Below are 17573 nucleotides of genomic sequence, written 5' to 3' on the forward strand. Positions count from 1 at the left end.
CGTCATGCCACCTGCCTGCATGACGTCCTCAGAACGGTGCGTCGATATCGACGATGTTGATCAGCTTGTGGTTGACGAATTCCTTGATGCCGAGGCCAACGAGTTCGCGTCCGTAGCCGGAGCGTGCAACGCCACCAAACGGCAGGTCGGCCTTGGGCACGAGGGGATGGTTGATGAACACCATGCCGGTGTGGATGGCCTGCGCCACCCGCATGCCACGCGCCTCATCGCGCGTGAAGACCGAACCGCCCAGCCCGTAGGGGGAATCATTGGCGATGCGGATGGCATCGGCATCGTCCTTCGCCCGATAGATCTGGGTGACCGGGCCGAAGAACTCCCAGTGGCGGGCCTCGTTCTTTTCGTCAAGGTTCGACATCAGCAGCGGCTGGAAGAACGCGCCCTTTTCGGGGACCGGTGCGCCGATGACCTCGACCTTCGCGCCGTGTTCCACCGCCCGCTTGACCTGTTCGCGCAGGTCATCCGCCGCCCCCTGCGAGGACAGCGGCGCCAGCGTCGTGGCCGGGTCCATCGGGTCCCCCGCCTTCAGTGCCGCGACACCTTCCTTGTAGATGGCGAGGAAGCGGTCATAGATGGCGTCGGCAACGATCAGGCGCTTGGCCGAAACACAGACCTGACCGGCATTCCAGTGACGGCCGATCACCGCCCAGCGGGCCGCCTTTTCCACGTCGGCGTCGTCCAGCACGACAAACGCGTCCGCGCCGCCCAGTTCCATGGTCGCCTTCTTCAGCGCCTTGCCCGCGATGCCGGCAATCACGGTGCCCGCGCCTTCCGAACCCGTCAGGGCGACACCGCAGACGCGCGGGTCGTTCAGGATCATGGCGGTGTGGGGACGCGCTGCGTACAGGTTGCGGAACAGCCCCTTCGGCAGCCCGGCCTCAAGCATCAGTTCCTCGCACGAGGCGGCGCACTGCGGCAGGTTGGACGCATGCTTGAGCAGCACGGCATTGCCGGCCGAAAGCTGCGGCGCGATGATGCGCACCACCTGGTAGAACGGGAAGTTCCACGGCTCGATCGCCAGCACGATGCCCAGCGGCTCATGCACCAGCAGGGGCCGGCCTTCGGCCGCGTCGGCCACGGGCAGGACTTCCGGCTTCAGCAGCTCTTCGGCGTATTTCGCATAATATTCGAGGATTTCGGCCGAAAGGATGACTTCCTTCTTCGACTCTTCAAACAGCTTGCCCATTTCCAGCGTGCCGAGGCGGGCATATTTGTCGATGTCGCGGCGCAGGATGGCGGCGGCGGCGTTCATCACCTTCGCGCGTTCGGCAAAGGACGTGTTGCGCCAGCTTTCAAATGCGGCATGGGCTTCCGACAGCGCGGCCTGCACGTCTGCGTCCGTGGCGTCGGGGAAGGTGGCGACGACTTCGCCGGTATAGGGATTGGTGGTTGCGTAGGCCATTTTGATCCTTGTATCTTTTCAGTTCATTGCGCCGGCATGTCATGCCGGGGCGCACATCCCGCTGGTTCCTGCCGTCAGGTCAGGCGGCTGCTTCGGGTATCGGGCGCCTGACGTCAAGCGTGATATCGCCGTTCGCACCCGGACCGCGCCATCGCGCGATCTTTGGGCTGTTGCACCGGGCCGTGGATGTCATCCACACCGATATCGGGGACGGACAGGCGCGTCGGCACGCCAGTTCTTTCAGGGAATGCCTCCGTCCTGTTGATAACGACATCGTTCCGCTCATCTTCCGTCCCATTGGTCAGGTTCCATGCACGCCGTGCATATGCGGCAGTCTGACACGATTTTCCGCCGCGCGCACCTTCCGTTGGGCCGGGATATACCATCGCCAGCGCAAGGGCTTGGTCAATAGGGTATTTTGCCGTGCTTCCATGGTCGGGCAACCGTCTTTTTCCACCTGTTCCGCTCAGGCCACCGGCTGGGCCATGATGTCGCCCATGATCGTCCCGACCAGATGGGTAACGCGCGACAGCTGGCGGGTGCGGTCATGCACCAGCGCCAGCGTCAGGTGTGGCATTTCGGTGCCAAGGAGCGGCACGAAAGCCACATCGCCGCGCATCACCTCGGACATCACGTCAAGGTAGCTCAGGAAACAGACCCCCACGCCCGCCGTGACAAGGGAGATGATCATCTGCACGTTGTTCGCCCGCGCCGCCACCACGGGGTCGATCCGCCCGGCTTCCACCAGCCTTGTGAACGTGGTGGCCAGGGCGAGGGGCTGTTCCGGCACGATCATGGGATAGGCCGCGCATTGCGCCAGCCGCGCCGCCGCATGCCGCGCCAGCGGATGGCCGGGGCAGCAGGCGAAGCCGAGGGGGAAGGACAGCCGCCGGACCACGACAAGGTCGCGTATTTCCGCCGGATCCAGCACAAGGGCAAGATCCCCTTCGCCAGACAGCAGGGTGGGGCAGATGCGCCTGTTGTCGCGGATGTTGATGTTCAGCACCACACCGGGATGGCTGCGTTTCATGCGCGCGACAAGTTCGGGCAGGAAGGTGCGCGCCAGGGCTTCGGGCGCCAGCAGGTCCACCTGTCCGCGACGGACCCCTTTCAGGTCGTCGATCTGGCGGTTGAGGTCATCAAGGTCCTTGACCCAGCGGCGCGCGCATCCATACAGCAGTTCGCCCGCCGCCGTCAGGCGCATGCCGCTGGGCAGGCGTTCGAACAGCGGGGTCTGGAGCTGGTTTTCCCCCAGCAGGATATGCCGGTTGATGGCGGACCCCGCAATGTGGAGGTCCTCTGCCGCCTTGCGGATGGATTTATGGCGCGCAACGGCCAGAAAATAGAGGAGGAAGCGGGAAAACGGCTGCATGCGTGCTTGTTTTGAGAATGGGAAATGATCGATTATGATATATCCGAGATCGCACGGTGTGTGAAATGATCTTTCCCAGACGCCGCCGGATGGATTCCGGCCCTGTTCAGGAGAACCCGCCGTGACCACGACTACCCATCCGCGCCCGACCAACGCCCATGTCCTGCCGCGCAACATGACGTTCGATGTCGATGACTGGAACATCCTTGCCCGGTGCTGGTATCCGGTCGCCCTCGTGCGTGACCTTGGTGACGGGCCGATGGGCGTGACGCTGCTCGACGCGCCTCTGGTGATCTATCGCGCCGGTGACAGTATTGTGATCGCTGATGACCTGTGCCCGCATCGTGGCGTCCCGCTCAGCATGGGGAAAGGGGACGGCACGACGATTGCCTGTGCGTATCACGGGTTCCGTTTTGGCGGGCAGGGGAAGTGCGTCAGGGTGCCCGCCCATCCCGACAGCGCCATCCCGTCGAAGCTGAACCTGCGTACCTATCCCGCGGTCGAACGCTATGGCCTGATCTGGACCTGCCTGCGGCCGGGGGATGAGGCCCCCGCCATCCCGCCGATGCCGCACTGGGACGACCCGGCATTCCAGCAGATCAACTGCCCATGGATCGATATCGCCGGTTTTGCCGGGCGGCAGGTGGAAGGGTTCATTGACGTCGCCCATTTCGCCTTCGTCCATACCGATACGTTCGCCGATCCGGAAAATCCCGTCGTGCCCCCGTACAGGACCCGCGTGACACCCGACGGGTTCGAGGCGGAATATCGCAGCAGCGTGGGTAATTACCCCATTGGCAAAAGCGACCGGGGGCGTCCGGGGTTTGAATGGCTGCGGCATTTCCGCGTCCATGTGCCCTTTACCGCGACACTGGAAATCCATTTCCCCGAGAATGGCCGCCTGGTGATCATGAACGCGGCATCACCCGTCTCGGCGCGTAAGACGCGGATGTTCGCGCCCATGTGCCGCAATTTCGACAAGGACCTGCCCCTGCAGGATGTGTACGATTTCAACCTGCGGGTTTTCGAGGAGGATCGCGCCCTGGTCGAGGCGCAGAAGCCGGAGAACCTGCCGCTTGACGTGACGCTGGAGGCGCATGTGATGGCGGACCGCAGTTCGATCGCCTATCGCCGCGCCCTGCGCACGATGGGGCTGAGCCAGTTTTTCACGGCGTAAGGAAAGGCGGGAGCATGTCTGCACTGTTTGCAGTCCGTGTCGAGGATGTGGCCCCCGAAGGGGCGGACTGCGTGCGCCTGCGCCTGGTCGCGCGGCCGGGTGGGGAAGCCCTGCCGGCCTTTGAACCGGGCGCGCATGTCGATGTCATGACGCCTTCGGGCCTGATCCGGCAGTATTCGCTGTGCGGTGATGCGGATGATCCGTCCGCCTATGTGCTTTGCGTCAAGCGAGATGCCGTGTCGCGTGGGGGATCGGATTCACTGTGCACGCAGGTCACGCCGGGGATGGAGTTGCAGATTTCCGCCCCCCGCAACGCATTTTCACTGCCTGATGCGCGACGTTACATGCTGGTGGGCGGCGGCATCGGCATTACGCCTTTGTTGTCGATGATGCGGCACCTGCAGGCCAACGGCGCGGATTGGGGACTGTATTACTACGCGCGTGAGCCTGATAAGGCCCCGTTTCGCGACATGCTGTGCGCCCCGCCTTATCGGAATCATGTCCGCTTCAGCAGGAGCCTGAAGGACGGGTATCCCGATTTTCTGGCGACGCCTTCGCCCGATACGGCCATCATGCTGTGCGGGCCGGACGGGTTCATGGATGCCGTTTTCTCCCATGCGGTTGCGGCAGGGTGGCAGGCGGAGCAGATCCATACGGAATATTTCCGTCCCACCGAATCCTCCCACGCGCTGTCGGACCGTCCGTTCGAGGTCGTGCTGGCGCGGTCGGGCCGGACGGTCGCGGTCCCGGCGGGGCAGAGCATCGCCTCCGCCCTGCTGGCGGCGGGCATGGATGTGGACCTGTCGTGTGAGCAGGGCATGTGCGGCGCATGTATCGTGCCCCTGCTGGCCGGGGAGGGGGACCACCGCGATGTGGTGCTGACGGAGGAGGAGCAGGGCAGTCATATCGCGCTGTGCTGCTCACGCAGTCGCACGCCATCGCTGACCCTCGACCTGTAATATGATGGCACGCAGGTAAGGGGGTCTTCGTCTTCCCCATCAGCGGGCAAACAGAAAACGGGGCCGCATGGTGCGACCCCGTTTCCGTCTGCCCGTAATGATGCAGGCGATCAGTTGACGTTATCCAGTGCGTAGACCACGAGGTCGTCCGTCACCGGCGTCATCATGAAGTGGTGCCCGCCAGCCATGATGGCGACGTACTGCTTGCCCTTGTATTCATACGTCATGGGCGTGGCCTGTCCGCCACCGGGCAGGACATCGTTCCACACTTCCTTGCCGGTATGGATGTCGAAGGCATGGATCATGTTGTCGGTCGTCGCGGCAACGAAGATCAGGCCACCGGCCGTAATGACCGGGCCGCCATTGTTGGGCGTGCCGATGTTCAGCGGCAGGTGCGTCGGCAGGCCGAACGGGCCGTTGGCGCGTGCGCTGCCCAGCGGATGCTGCCACAGCACCTTTTGCGTGTGCATGTCGATGGCGGTGATCATGCCATAGGGCGGACGGTTGCACATCATGCCCGTATATTCGTCCCAGAAGGGCGACACGACGATGCCATAAGGCGTTTCCGCCATGGCGCCAGCGCCCTCTGCCCCGCCACCGCCGGGCTTGTAGTTGGGATCATCCACCGGCATCAGGCCCAGCTTGTCCGCCTTCTTGCGGCTGACCAGCTGGTCATACATCGGCGTATTGTTCCAGTTGGCGATCAGGATGCCCGTCTTTTCATCATAGGCCACGCTGCCCCAGTCCGAACCGCCGTTATAGCCGGGATATTCCAGCCAGGGCTTGTCGATGCTCGGCGGCGTGAACTCGCCCACATAATGCGCGCGACGGTATTTCAGGCGGCAGTAAAGCTGGTCGATGGGGGACATGCCCCACATGTCGGATTCCTTGAGCGGCGCGAAGCCCAGGCGCGGCATGCCAACCGACCACGGCTGCGTGGGTGAACGCGTATCGCCCGGCACCATGCCCGGCGACGGGGCGGGCCGTTCTTCCACCGGCAGCACGGGATCGCCCGTACGACGGTCCAGCACGAAGGTCTGGCCGCGTTTGGTCGGCATGATCAGCGCAGGCACCGTGGAGCCGTCAGGCTTGGTAAAGTCCATCAGTGTCGGCTGCGACCCGATGTCGTAATCCCAGACATCCTTGTGCACGGTCTGGAACACCCAGCGCGGTTCGCCCGTTTTCACGTCGATCGCGACAACGGCGGAGGAAACCTTGTTTTCTTCCGGGCTGCGCATGGCGCTGTAATAATCGGCGGCGGAGTTGCCGGTCGGCACGTAAACCAGGCCCAGCGCATTGTCGCCAATCATGGCCGCCCACGAATTGGGGGTGCCACGGCTGTAATGCTCGCCTTCCTTCGGTTCGCCATGCTCATGCGGGCGGTTGACGTCCCATGCCCACAGGAAACGCCCGGTTTCGGCGTCATAGCCACGGATCACGCCCGACGGCGCCCAGCGGCGCTGCCCGTCGAGGATTTCCTGGTTGGTGATGATCGCGCCATTGACGATGGGGGGCGGCGCGGTCTCGGCCACGAAGCCGGGCACCGATTCACCCATTCCCTTCATCAGGTTGACCATGCCGTGCCAGCCAAAGCCCTCGCACACCTTACCGTCCTCGCTGTCCACCTCGATCAGGCGTTCATCCAGCGTGGCTTCAAGGATGCGGTGATGGCAGTGCTCGCCCTCCGGCACGGTGGAGGAGGTGTAGTACACAACCGCCTTGCACGCTGCCGTATAGGGGATGCTTTCATATTTCTCATTGGCATGGAAATGCCAGATTTCCTTGCCCGTGGCAGGGTCGATGCGCATCATGTCGTTCAGCGCCGAACACATGTACAGCCCGTCACCCACCTTGATCGGCGTGGTTTCGGCCGCCCACTTGTTCACCTGTCCCGGTCCCGGCTTGCTGCCGGTGTGGTAGATGAAGGCACGCTTCAGGTGACTGATGTTGGAAGGCGTGATCTGGTCCAGCGGTGAAAAACGCGTCGCCCTGTCATCACGGCCATAGCCGGGCCAGTCGTCATGCGCCGGGTTGGCCGTGACCTGCTCGACCATCGGCGTGGCCTCGCTGGGTTCGGCGGGCGGCCCGTCGGGGATGTTGGCCGCGTTCACGCCCGGTGCCTGCGCGGCATTGGGGGAGGGCGGTGCATACGCATCCGCGGGCGGGGCAGGTTCGGCAGGCGGGACCGTGGCGTTGCCATTGCCGGGGGGCTGATCAGCGGGGGGCACCTGCGCAAAGGCCGCCGTACAGGACAGGCCGGCGATGATCGTGGCGCCGAGCAGCATGGGGCGCAGCATGGAATTCCTGGACATCATGCGACCTCCCGCACGGAAGTGGTGCGTGCGGCCTGTGCGCGACGCAGGACCGGCAGGCTAAGTGCCACGCCAATGGCAAGCAGGGTGGGGCCGAACACGCGGGGCAGCAGTCCCCAGCCGTCAAAGCCGACTTCCCACAGGGCCCACAGCCACGTGAACGCCACCGCCGCAAGGTAGAGCATGCCCCCCGCGACCCGGCCCATGGCCATAAGGATGCCCGCCACGGTAACGGCAAGGCCAACAAGGACGTAATACCAGGACCCGCCAAGGAACGCGAGTTCCGCCCCCATGTAGACCAGTGGCAGGCCAAGCGCGATGATGACAACCGCAAGCACCAGTGTCGCCCATCCACCAGCGGTTTGGGGCGCCGTGAAAACAGACATAATGGATTTTCCTCCAAAGTATTGTGGAGCGAAGGCTAGTCCTACATTTGTGGAACGTGAAAAAACGAAGTCGTGAAAGCGGTAACGACTTTATGAATATTGTTACGGAACCAACAGTATTCTGCCAAAAAACGCACATGTCATTCCATTTTCAATAGACAGCCCTGCGATTGATGCAATCTGTGCGACACGCCGTTATTTTTTTTGTTCATGAAAGGAACTGTTCCGTATCCATAACGGGTAGGGGTGTGAACCTTTTCTTTTCAGTGCCTTGGGCCGATTAAAGAGACCGAATGGTCTGCATGTCGGGGAATGGTAGACCTGTCCGTCTATTTCGGGCGCTGGTGCGACCGGGTATGGGACCCGTGGGGAAGATTCCCACTGCAGGCGACAGGGGGCGGAAGGTAAGGTATGGAAACACCAGCCGGAAACTGTTTCCTGAAAATCATCCCCACGGACGTTATCTATGCGATTGCCGGATCTTGAAGCATGGGCCATCTTTGCAAAGGTGGCGGAGCAGGGTTCCTTCGCGCGGGCGGCAGAAGAAATCCAGCGCTCCAAGCCGACCGTCTCGAAAGCCGTCAGCAGGCTTGAACAGACCCTTGGAATTTCACTGTTCAATCGCAATTCACGCAACCTGTCCCTGACTGATACCGGGCGCCTGCTGCTTGGTCATGCGAACAGGATTCTCGCCGAGGCGCAGGCCGCGGAAACGGAGGCCCGTGGAGGGATGCTCAGCCCTGCCGGCCTGATCCGTGTCGCGGCGCCCATGACGTTCGGGGTCAGGCACCTTTCCCCCCTGTTGCCCGGTTTCCTGCGGCAATATCCTGAAATCGACGTCACCATTGATTTCAGCGACGTCCTCGTTGACCTCGTCGCAGAAGGATATGATGTCGCCCTGCGTATTGCCGCGCTGGCGGATTCCTCCCTGCGCGCACGGCAGCTGTGCCCCGTCAGGATCCTGCCCGTCGCAGCGCCCGGCTACATCGACCGGGTCGGGCGGCCCGAACATCCGCGGAATCTGGAAGGGGAAAAGGGGTTTGTCTATACCAATACATCGGCACCGGGGATGATCCGGCTGCGGCACGACCATAATGGCCGCGAATATGTCCTGCGCCAGACGGCGCGGCTGCGCGCGGACAATGCGGAAGCCTTCCTGCCAGCGCTGGAGGCCGGGATGGGATATGGGTTTTTCCCGGAATTCATGGTCTGGGACGGCCTGTGTTCCGGCAGGCTGGAACGCCTGCTGCCCCGATGGTCGGTGCCGCCTGTCGCGCTGTACCTGGTGACGCCTTCCAGCCCGCTGCGTCCCGTCAGGGTGAGCGCATTCCTCGACTACCTTGTCACGGCATTTGAAGACCCGCCCTGGGCGCGGTCGGGTGGTGCATCCGTTCCCGGAAGGAAAACGGCACGCGGCACCTGATCCCGACAGGAGCGGAAGCTGGTGACGTGGGAAAGGGCGGCCCCCTCATGTTTCATGCGGTGGCCGCCCTGCGGTTCATGCAAGCTTTCTGGCGAGGCTGGCGACATGCTGGCCAAGGAATTTCGCCCCGTCGCGTTCGTTTTCGCTGGGCTGGCGCGAACCGTCGCCTGCGGCGATCGTCGTGGCCCCGTAAGGCGACCCGCCCGTCACCTCGTCAAGTTTCAGTTGCCCCTGAAAGCTGTAGGGAAGGCCACTGACGACCATGCCATGGTGGATCAGGTTCGACATGAGCGAATAAAGCGTGGTTTCCTGCCCGCCATGCTGCGACGCGGTGGAGGTGAATACCGCGCCCACCTTGCCAATCAGTGCCCCACGCAGCCACAGTCCGCCGGTCTGGTCCCAGAAATTGGCCATCTGCGCGGGCAGGCGGCCAAAGCGTGTGGGCGCGCCAAGGATGATCGCATCATATTCCGGCAGTTCGTCCACGGTTGCGATGGGGGCATCCTGTTCCAGCTTGAAATGGTGTGACCGGGCCACGTCCTGCGGGACGAGTTCGGGCACCCGCTTCACATCGGCCTCCAGCCCGGCGGAGCGCACACCATCCGCCACCGCATGGGCCATCGTCTCGATATGGCCATAGGACGAGTAATAAAGCACGAGAACCTTTGGCATGACCGCAATCTCCTGAATGTAAAATATGAACGGGGATCATGGGGATGTTGGGAAATGCCCCGTCCGGATGCTCATGATCATATGTCCGTCGGAAATGGCGAACAGGCCAAAATCGGAAATGCTGCGTTTCCGGGAATTGCCGCGAATGCCGCCCGCCTCGTGTCACGGCCGGAGCGTTTTCAGGCGTCCGGGGTGTGTAAGGCCCCCGCCGCAAGGCGACGCTGGGCCGCGCATTCCTGCGCCAGGAAGTCCAGCAGGGCGCGCACGGCAGGTACCAGGCCGCGCCTGGAGGGGAAGACCGCATGGACGATGCCCGCCTGAGGACGCCATTGGGGCAGGACGGGGACCAGTCGCCCCGCCTCGATATCCGGCCAGACCATCATGGTGGGAAACTGCCCGATCCCGACCCCGATCAAGGCGGCTTCGCGCAGTACGGCCATATCATCCGTCGCCAGTCGGGGTTCGTGGAAAATGGTGGCCGTCTGTCCCTGCCTGTTTTCCAGCAGCCATGAATGTGTGCCCGGACCGGTATGGAAATCGAGGGAGGGAAAGCCATTCAGGTCGGCGGGGGAGGCAGGGGGCGTGCGGACCAGCGCCGGGGCCGCGACCAGGCACTGCGTACTGGTGTCGAGCGTGCGCATGACAAGGTCCGACGACGCCAGCGGCGGGAAACGGACGCGGATGGCAAGGTCGAAGCCTTCCTTGAGCACATCGACACGCCTGTTGGTGCTGTCGAGTTGCAGCGTCACGGAGGGGTAGCGCAGGATGAACCGGGCCAGCAGGGCGCCGAACTGGAAATTGAGCAGGGCGACAGGGCAACTCAGCCGGATCTGCCCGCAGGGTTCGGCCTGAAGCCGGGCGACGGAACGCTCGGCGCTTTCGGCCTCGGCCAGCATGGCGAGGCAATGTTCATAAAACCTGTGGCCGGTTTCCGTTACGCTGAAATGCCGTGAGGAACGTTGCAGCAGGCGGGTATGCAGCCGGTCCTCCAGTGCGCGGATACGGCGGCTGAGCAGAGATTTCTGCAGTCCCGTGGCCCGCGCGGCGGCGGAAAATCCACCATGCTTCACCACCTGCACGAAATATTCAAAGTCGTTGAGGTCCCTCATCGTCCTTTCCATAGGACGCATTGTTCGATCTGGCAAACTTCATGATACGATGGGAAAGGCGCATGTTCAGGGGCAACGGAAGGGGCATCGGGCCGTCCTTCCGCAGATGGGATACTCATCATGCTGAAGAAAATTCTTGGCCGTTACGGGAATGATCGCGGTCACTGGGTCGGGAACGGGTTCCCGGTGCGTTCGCTGTTTTCCTACACCGATTTTGGCGAGCATCTCAGCCCCTTCCTGCTGCTCGACTATGCCGGGCCGCATGAATTCCACCCTACCGAAATCCGTCGCGGCGTGGGCGAACACCCGCACAAGGGGTTCGAGACCGTGACCATCGTGTATGACGGGGAGGTCGAACACAGGGACTCCTCGGGCGGCGGGGGCATCATCGGCCCGGGCGACGTGCAGTGGATGACAGCGGGCAATGGCATCCAGCACGAGGAATTCCATTCCCCCGCCTATGCCAGGACGGGGGGACGGTTCCGCATGGTCCAGTTGTGGGTCAACCTGCCCGCCAAGGACAAGAATGCGCCCGCGGGATACCAGACGATCCAGTCGGCCAGCATTCCTGTCGTGCCGTTTGCCGATGCCACGGGCCGCCTGCGCGTGATTGCCGGGGAATATGCGGGGCAGCGCGGGCCTGCGCGGATATTCTCGCCGCTCAATGTCTGGGATGGCACCCTGCATGAAGGGGCGCAGGTCACGCTGGACCTGCCTGCGGGACATAATACGGCGATCGTCCTGCTGGAGGGACGGCTGCTTGTCAACGGGACCGAGGAACTGACGGGCGCGCAGTTCGCCCTTATGGGCCGTGAAGGCACGCAGGTGACGGTGCAGGCGGCGGCGCAGAGCAGTTTCCTTGTCCTGACCGGGCAGCCCCTGAACGAGCCGATTGCCGGTTACGGCCCGTTTGTCATGAACACCCGCGAGGAAATCCACCAGGCGATGGAGGATTTCAGGAACGGGCGTTTCGGTGGGATCGCCACCTGAACCTGTGGCAGGATACGGCGCATCCGCGCGCCTTCATGGGGGTGCGGCCTGTATCATCTCCATGAAGGCCGCCGCGGCGCGTCCCATCGGGCGTTCACGGTGCCGCAGCATGTGAAAGCTGCGTTTTTCCAGATCGCATTCCAGCGCCACAAGCAGGCCCGCCCGCACCCTCGGGCCTGCCGCGAGGCTGGAAACCGCCGTGACCAGTTCGCCTTCCAGAACGCTTTCCATCACCGCGTCATTGGAGGGCAGGACCAGCCGGATATTGAGGTCGCGCAACTCCACCCGGAAAAGGGAGTGCAGGCACGATGCAAGGTGGTCGCGGGTGCCCGATCCTTCCTCCCGCACGGCCCATTGCGCGCCAAGGATATCCTGTCGCGTGATTTTTCGTGCCGTCAGCGGATGCGTCGGCGCGGTGTACAGGCACAGCCTGTCGCCGCCGACGGGTTGGTGCAGCACGATGTCACCATCAGCCCTGCCTTCCACAAATCCCATATCCGCATGGCCCGCGATAACGGCGGCGGCGGCCTGCGCGGTGTTGCCGGCGTGAAGGTCGAGTTCGATTGCCGGATGGCGCAGGGCAAACCGCGCAAGGAAGGCCGGCAGCCAGTATGTCGCCACCGTCTGGCTGGCCGCGATGCGCAGCCTGCCGCGCAGCAGGCCGGACAGGTCGTCAAGGGTCCGCACCGCATCGCCTGCCGCCGCCAGCACGGCCTGTGCGGCGGGCAGGAAGGCATGACCTGCCTCGTTCAGTTCAAGGCGTCGCCCGATACGATGGAACAGGCGTGTGCTGTAGCGATGTTCAAGCGCGCTGATTGCCGCACTGATGGCGGGTTGCGTCAGGTTGAGCGCCTGCGCCGCGACACGCATGTTCAGCGTCCGGGCAACCACTGCGAAGATGCGAAGCTGTTCCAGGGTCATCCAATAAATATTCCTTATCAAAACAAGAAATTCAATCCATTGGATTTGTCACGGCGCAGCGACGATCCTTGCGCCATGACATATGCCTCACGCGTTTACCGATATCTTCCGGGTTTCCTGCTCAGCCTTGGGGTGGCAGGCATCGCAGGACTGTTGCAGCAGGCCGAACGTGCCGTAACCGGCCGGGTATGGATCGAATCCCTCGTTCTTGCCATTGCTGTCGGCACGGTTCTGCGGACATCGTGCGGCCTTGCGGCGCGTTTTGGTGCGGGCGTCCATTTCTGCGCCCATCGCCTTCTGGAAATGGCCGTTGCACTGATGGGCGTGACAATCGGCATGGACCTTCTGTCGCGGGCGCATCCCTTCCTTGTGCTGGCGATCATCATGCTGGTCGGGGTGACGGTGCTGGCGGGCATCCTGATCGGGCTGGCCTTCGGCCTTCCGGTGCGCATGGCGGTCCTGATCGCATGCGGGAATGCGATATGCGGCAATTCCGCCATCGCGGCCATTGCGCCCGTCATTGATGCGGATAGCGATGATGTCGCGACTTCGGTGGCGTTTACCGCAGTTCTGGGAATACCTGTCGTCATGCTGCTGCCCTGTCTCGCGCACGGCCTGCACCTGACGGAAACGGCAGGGGGCACATTGGCTGGCCTGACCGTCTATGCCGTGCCGCAGGTCATGGCGGCGGCAGCCCCGCTGGGGCCGGTGGCGGTCGCGGCGGGCACGCTGGCGAAACTGCTGCGGGTCCTGATGCTGGGGCCGGTTGTCGCATGCTGTGCGTTCGTGCGGGCGCGCCGGATGGAGCAGGAGCGCGGTGTGCCGCGCCGCTTTCGCGTTACCGAATTCCTGCCGCCTTTCATTCTCGTGTTCGTGGGACTGATGATTGCCCGATCCGTGGGGCTGGTCCCCCATCTTGCCGTCACCATGGCGCAGGGGGCGGCTAATGCGCTGACGCTTGTTGCAATGGCGGCCCTTGGGTTGGGGGTCGATCTGCGCAATGTCATGGCGGCCGGACCGAGGGTCGTGGCCGTCGTCACGCTGTCGCTGTGTTTCCTGACCACCGCCGCCGTGCTGGTCGTCCGGTTGGGATGCCCTGCATGAATGCGGCCGCTCGTAATGGGTGTCATCGTGCCGTGCGGTATGGGGCGATGCCACGGCCTTCGTTGTCCACATCGACACGGTGGCCAACCATCGGCAGGGCGCGGTGATGGCAGTTTTCGCGCGTGCATGCACGGCATCCCGGCCCGATGGGAATGATCATGCGCGGATCCTTCAGGTCCAGTCCTGCGGAATAGACAAGATGCGGTGCATCGGTGATGGAACAGCCAAGGACGACCGCCGTCAGGCGTGGCCGGTCAAGGTAGGAGATGCTGTTGCGCCCGACCGTTCGTGCGATATTGAGGTAGACCGCTCCGTCCGTTGTCTGTGAAAGCTGGACCTGCACCTGCTGCGGCGTGCTGAAGGCGCGGAAAATGTTCCACAGTGGGCACGGGCCACCAAAGCGGGACTGGGTAAAGCGGTTTGCGCTGAAACTTTTTAGGATATTCCCCGCAATATCCGTTTTGAGAAAGTAAAACGGGATGCCCTCATGCCCGGGTCGCTGCATGGTGCTCAGCCGGTGGCAGGCCTGTTCGAAGCTGACGCCGAACTGACGCTGCAGCAGTTCGAGGTCATGGCGGACATCATGTGCCGCCATGCGGAACCGCCCGTAGGGCAGGAGCAGCGCGCCGGCGAAATAATTGGTCAGGTACACGCGCGCAAGGCCGCGGGCCTCGCTTTCCTTCAGGCGGGAGCGGCGGATCACGCGGGTGAACAGGCCCTGATGTTCGATCTGCCCCAGCGCCTGCGCCATCCAGAACGTACTGCTTTCCGACGGGACAAGGCGGGAGAGGAACAGGATGCGCTGACGTCGCTCCAGCCGCCACATCAGGCCTTTGTGGCTCAGCCCAAGGTCGATTTCGGTGCGGATGCCATGATGGTCCAGAAGGTAGCGGGCCAGCTGTTCGCCCGGACTTCCTTCATCCAGCCGCATCTTTTCGAACTGGTGTTCGGCGGCGCGGTCCACCTCATCGAAATAGTTGCGTTGCGCCTGCACCCAGTCATTGACCGCCTCGTACGGCTCCACCCGGTCCGGGGCGTCGTGTGGTGTCGTGCGCACGGCGGGCAGGGTGCCGCCGGTCAGCGCCGCCTCGGCATGTTCCTGCCGCAGCAGGTAGGCGCGATACAGCCGCACGAACTGCGCGCACAGGTCGGGCGCCACGCGCATCGCGGCCTGGATGCTGTCCAGCCTGATGGCATCCATGTCGAAAACCGGATCGGCCAGTATTTCGCGCAGGGCCTGAATGCCGCGTGTTTCTTCGGTATCGCTGAAATATTCCGCCCCCACGGAGAAAATGTTGCACAGCGCACCAAGCAGCGTGATCGGAAGTGGCCGGGTGTCGTGTTCGATCTGGTTCAGGTAACTCGCGGAAATGCCGAGTTGCAGCGCCAGTGCGCTCTGCGTCATGCCGACGCGGTTGCGCTGGTGGCGGATACGCGATCCGGTGAAGGTCTTGGTGGCTGCTTTTTTCATCTTCGCAATCTTTGCAATCTGCGGCGCGGCATTCGCCCCTTTAAACGGCAAACCATCTTCCGTCCACAATCAGGATTTGGCAAAGTCCGGGTCAACAAAAACAACAAGAACAGAAAACATGAAACGCCATGACGGAACATCAATAACAATAAAATAAACATGTTCCGGAACACATGGAATGCGGATCGTGCTTTCTGGCACGGCCTGCCGGGCATATCGCAAGGTCACTGTCCGGCAGGTCCCCTGCCACCAGGCATCACGGTCTTCATTCCATCCATTATGGCGCCAGGCATACGTAACCTTTCCCCCGGTCGTCTTCGCGTCATTTCCAAAATGGCGGGGACAGATATTACCCAATGACAAGGAACAGGACCGTGATCAGTGCGACCCATGAAAATGTCTCCACCCGTCCGATCCCCCCGGTGGGGCTGCCTGTCCCGCGATGGGCGGATGGCATGCGCGAACACCGTTTCCGTCCGCCGCCGGAACATGGCCGCCGGGCGCTGAATGTTTCCGCCCTGTGCGTTGACCGCCACCTTGGCGAATGTCCCGACCATGTGGCCGTGCTGGCGCATGGTGTGTCGGGTGAGGAGGCGGTCTGCTTTCGCGAACTTCATGAACGGGTCTGCCGTCTTGCGAATGCGCTCACGGACCAGGGCGTGCAGCGTGGCGACCGGGTCGCGATCCACCTGCCGCTGATGGTGGAAAGTATCGTCGCGGTTCTTGCCTGCGCGCGCATCGGTGCGGTGCACGTGCTGCTGGGCATACATGCCGATGCGCCGCGCATGGCCGGGCAACTGGCCGATTGTGGCGCGGTGGCTGTCCTGACAGGTGATGCGACCTGTGACGGGGCGGGGCAACGGCCGCTGAAGGCCATGCTCGACAGGGCGCTGGAAATGGCAGGCACCCGCAGTCGTGTGAAACTGGTGCTGCTGGTTACGCTCAGCAGCGCGGAAGTCGCGATGAAGCCGGGCCGTGACCATCATTATGATGCCGTGGTCGACTGGTATGAACCCGATTACCCGCCAGAGGCCATGTACGGGGATGACCCGCAGTTCCTGTCCTATCCCCCCGCACGGCGTGGCGGTGCCCATGGCGTGACACATACGGTCGGGGAATACAGGCACATGGTGTCCCATGCCATGGAAATGGCGCATCCCTATACCGATGTCGATGTTCCCCCGACGCTCGTCAACATGGCGTGGGACGCGGGACAGACGCCCCTTCTGGTCGGCCTGCTGGCGCAGGGCCGCACCATCACCACAACAGCGGAGGTGCCGATGAACGTTCGGATCTGAATGATCGTACCCATTTGCGAAAAATGATGAGCAGGAAAAAAGGATCGGACGTAGGGCCAGAGATCCGGTCCTTTTTTCCGCCTGCCGCCTTTTGTCGCCCGGGGCCGCACGGTTGCCGGGAATGCCGGTCTGCGCAAGGCGGGCAGGGCCATGACCCGTAGCCGTCATGGCGTCGCGCGATGATTTCATGTTATGATGGTCGCCATTGTCATGATCGACAGGCGCAACCGAAGGACATGAAATGCCCGACACATCTTCACGGACCCAGCATACAGGCGGACGCCCGACACCTGAAATGTCGGCACTGCTTGATCGGCAGGTTCTTGAGGTTGCGACAGAACTTTTCGTCGAGCAGGGATATGCCGCCACGTCGCTTGAAAAGATAGCGCGCGTCATCGGGTGCAGCAAAGCCACGCTCTACCGCCGCTATTCCTCCAAGGAGGACCTGTTCAAGGCCGTGGTGGCGGAACGCGGGCGGATGCTGCTGGACGAAGCGGGCGCGGTCGAGGCGTCCTCGAAGGATCCGCTGGTGGCGACGAAGGAAATCGCCCTGTTCTTCCTGGATTTCATGCTGCGTCCGGAAACGCGCGAAGCCTACCGTATTGTCATTGGCGACGGGCATCGCATCCCGTTCATCGCCGATGAAATGATGGAAACCATCGTGGAGCCTTTCGTCGCCACCCTCAGTCGCCTCCTCAAGGCGGCGGCGGATGCCGGGCGCATTGAATCCAGGGATCACGAGGAAACGACACGTGTCCTGATGAGCTTCGTGATCGGTTGGCCGTTGCAGAACACCATGCTGGGCCAGAACCGGATGCAGGACATGGATGCGCGCAAACGGTTTTTTGACCGGGCATGGGATATTTTCCTGTCGGGCATATGCCGCAGGGAAGATGCCTGATTCCCCCGCATGCCCCGGTGCCGGCATCCTGCCGCCCGGCCCGTGACGCAGCGCGGAT

Annotated in this window: 15 protein-coding genes; 7 read left to right on the plus strand and 8 right to left on the minus strand. The window is 62.9% G+C overall.

Annotation, left to right across the window (positions count from 1 at the left end; genetic code table 11):
• Window positions 1-28: 28 nt before the first annotated feature.
• Together KMAL_RS06520 and KMAL_RS06525 are read right to left on the minus strand one after the other, a co-directional pair.
• Entirely contained in the window at window positions 29-1420 is a 1392-nt protein-coding gene (locus tag KMAL_RS06520; protein ID WP_110094934.1) for an NAD-dependent succinate-semialdehyde dehydrogenase, read from the minus strand.
• A gap of 466 nt (window positions 1421-1886) precedes the next feature.
• On the minus strand, window positions 1887-2792 hold the full coding sequence (locus tag KMAL_RS06525; protein ID WP_110094935.1) for a LysR family transcriptional regulator: 906 nt from the start codon (window positions 2790-2792) through the stop codon (window positions 1887-1889).
• A gap of 175 nt (window positions 2793-2967) precedes the next feature.
• On the opposite strand from KMAL_RS06525, the gene KMAL_RS06530 reads away from it, so the two are divergent.
• The gene (locus tag KMAL_RS06530) at window positions 2968-3969 is read left to right on the plus strand and encodes an aromatic ring-hydroxylating dioxygenase subunit alpha (protein WP_110094964.1); all 1002 of its coding nucleotides are present in this window, start codon (window positions 2968-2970) and stop codon (window positions 3967-3969) included.
• Window positions 3970-3983: 14 nt separating this feature from the next.
• Window positions 3984-4928 carry a PDR/VanB family oxidoreductase gene (locus tag KMAL_RS06535; RefSeq protein WP_110094936.1) on the plus strand — a complete coding sequence of 315 codons (945 nt, stop codon included), beginning with the start codon at window positions 3984-3986 and terminating at the stop codon, window positions 4926-4928.
• 110 nt (window positions 4929-5038) lie between these two features.
• On the opposite strand, the gene KMAL_RS06540 is transcribed toward KMAL_RS06535, so the two are convergent.
• Both KMAL_RS06540 and KMAL_RS06545 read right to left on the minus strand, forming a co-directional pair.
• Entirely contained in the window at window positions 5039-7225 is a 2187-nt protein-coding gene (locus tag KMAL_RS06540) for a pyrroloquinoline quinone-dependent dehydrogenase (protein WP_110094965.1), read from the minus strand.
• Window positions 7226-7239: 14 nt separating this feature from the next.
• Complete coding sequence (locus KMAL_RS06545; RefSeq protein ID WP_110094937.1) at window positions 7240-7626, minus strand: glycerol dehydrogenase; 387 nt, start codon at window positions 7624-7626, stop codon at window positions 7240-7242.
• 466 nt (window positions 7627-8092) lie between these two features.
• On the opposite strand from KMAL_RS06545, the gene KMAL_RS06550 reads away from it, so the two are divergent.
• The gene (locus KMAL_RS06550; RefSeq protein ID WP_110094938.1) at window positions 8093-9049 is read left to right on the plus strand and encodes a LysR family transcriptional regulator; all 957 of its coding nucleotides are present in this window, start codon (window positions 8093-8095) and stop codon (window positions 9047-9049) included.
• Between the two features lie 75 nt (window positions 9050-9124).
• On the opposite strand, the gene wrbA is transcribed toward KMAL_RS06550, so the two are convergent.
• The gene (gene wrbA / locus KMAL_RS06555) at window positions 9125-9721 is read right to left on the minus strand and encodes an NAD(P)H:quinone oxidoreductase (protein WP_110094939.1); all 597 of its coding nucleotides are present in this window, start codon (window positions 9719-9721) and stop codon (window positions 9125-9127) included.
• A gap of 179 nt (window positions 9722-9900) precedes the next feature.
• On the minus strand, window positions 9901-10830 hold the full coding sequence (locus KMAL_RS06560; protein WP_110094966.1) for a LysR substrate-binding domain-containing protein: 930 nt from the start codon (window positions 10828-10830) through the stop codon (window positions 9901-9903).
• Between the two features lie 120 nt (window positions 10831-10950).
• On the opposite strand from KMAL_RS06560, the gene KMAL_RS06565 reads away from it, so the two are divergent.
• Window positions 10951-11820 (plus strand): pirin family protein, encoded by an 870-nt coding sequence (locus tag KMAL_RS06565; RefSeq protein ID WP_110094940.1) that lies wholly within the window; start codon window positions 10951-10953, stop codon window positions 11818-11820.
• Between the two features lie 33 nt (window positions 11821-11853).
• On the opposite strand, the gene KMAL_RS06570 is transcribed toward KMAL_RS06565, so the two are convergent.
• On the minus strand, window positions 11854-12741 hold the full coding sequence (locus KMAL_RS06570; protein ID WP_110094941.1) for a LysR family transcriptional regulator: 888 nt from the start codon (window positions 12739-12741) through the stop codon (window positions 11854-11856).
• A 75-nt stretch (window positions 12742-12816) separates the two neighbouring features.
• On the opposite strand from KMAL_RS06570, the gene KMAL_RS06575 reads away from it, so the two are divergent.
• Complete coding sequence (locus tag KMAL_RS06575) at window positions 12817-13845, plus strand: YeiH family protein (RefSeq protein ID WP_110094967.1); 1029 nt, start codon at window positions 12817-12819, stop codon at window positions 13843-13845.
• Window positions 13846-13867: 22 nt separating this feature from the next.
• On the opposite strand, the gene KMAL_RS06580 is transcribed toward KMAL_RS06575, so the two are convergent.
• A complete protein-coding gene (locus KMAL_RS06580; protein ID WP_110094968.1) occupies window positions 13868-15316 on the minus strand; it encodes a helix-turn-helix domain-containing protein in 1449 nt (482 codons plus the stop codon).
• A 374-nt stretch (window positions 15317-15690) separates the two neighbouring features.
• On the opposite strand from KMAL_RS06580, the gene KMAL_RS06585 reads away from it, so the two are divergent.
• Together KMAL_RS06585 and KMAL_RS06590 are read left to right on the plus strand one after the other, a co-directional pair.
• Window positions 15691-16614: an AMP-binding protein gene (locus KMAL_RS06585; protein WP_239019987.1), complete on the plus strand. Its 924-nt coding sequence runs from the start codon at window positions 15691-15693 to the stop codon at window positions 16612-16614.
• Window positions 16615-16855: 241 nt separating this feature from the next.
• Entirely contained in the window at window positions 16856-17515 is a 660-nt protein-coding gene (locus tag KMAL_RS06590; RefSeq protein ID WP_239019988.1) for a TetR/AcrR family transcriptional regulator, read from the plus strand.
• The last annotated feature ends 58 nt before the right edge of the window (window positions 17516-17573 follow it).

The sequence above is a fragment of the Novacetimonas maltaceti genome (genome assembly GCF_002906255.1).
Classification (GTDB): Bacteria; Pseudomonadota; Alphaproteobacteria; order Acetobacterales; family Acetobacteraceae; genus Novacetimonas; species Novacetimonas maltaceti.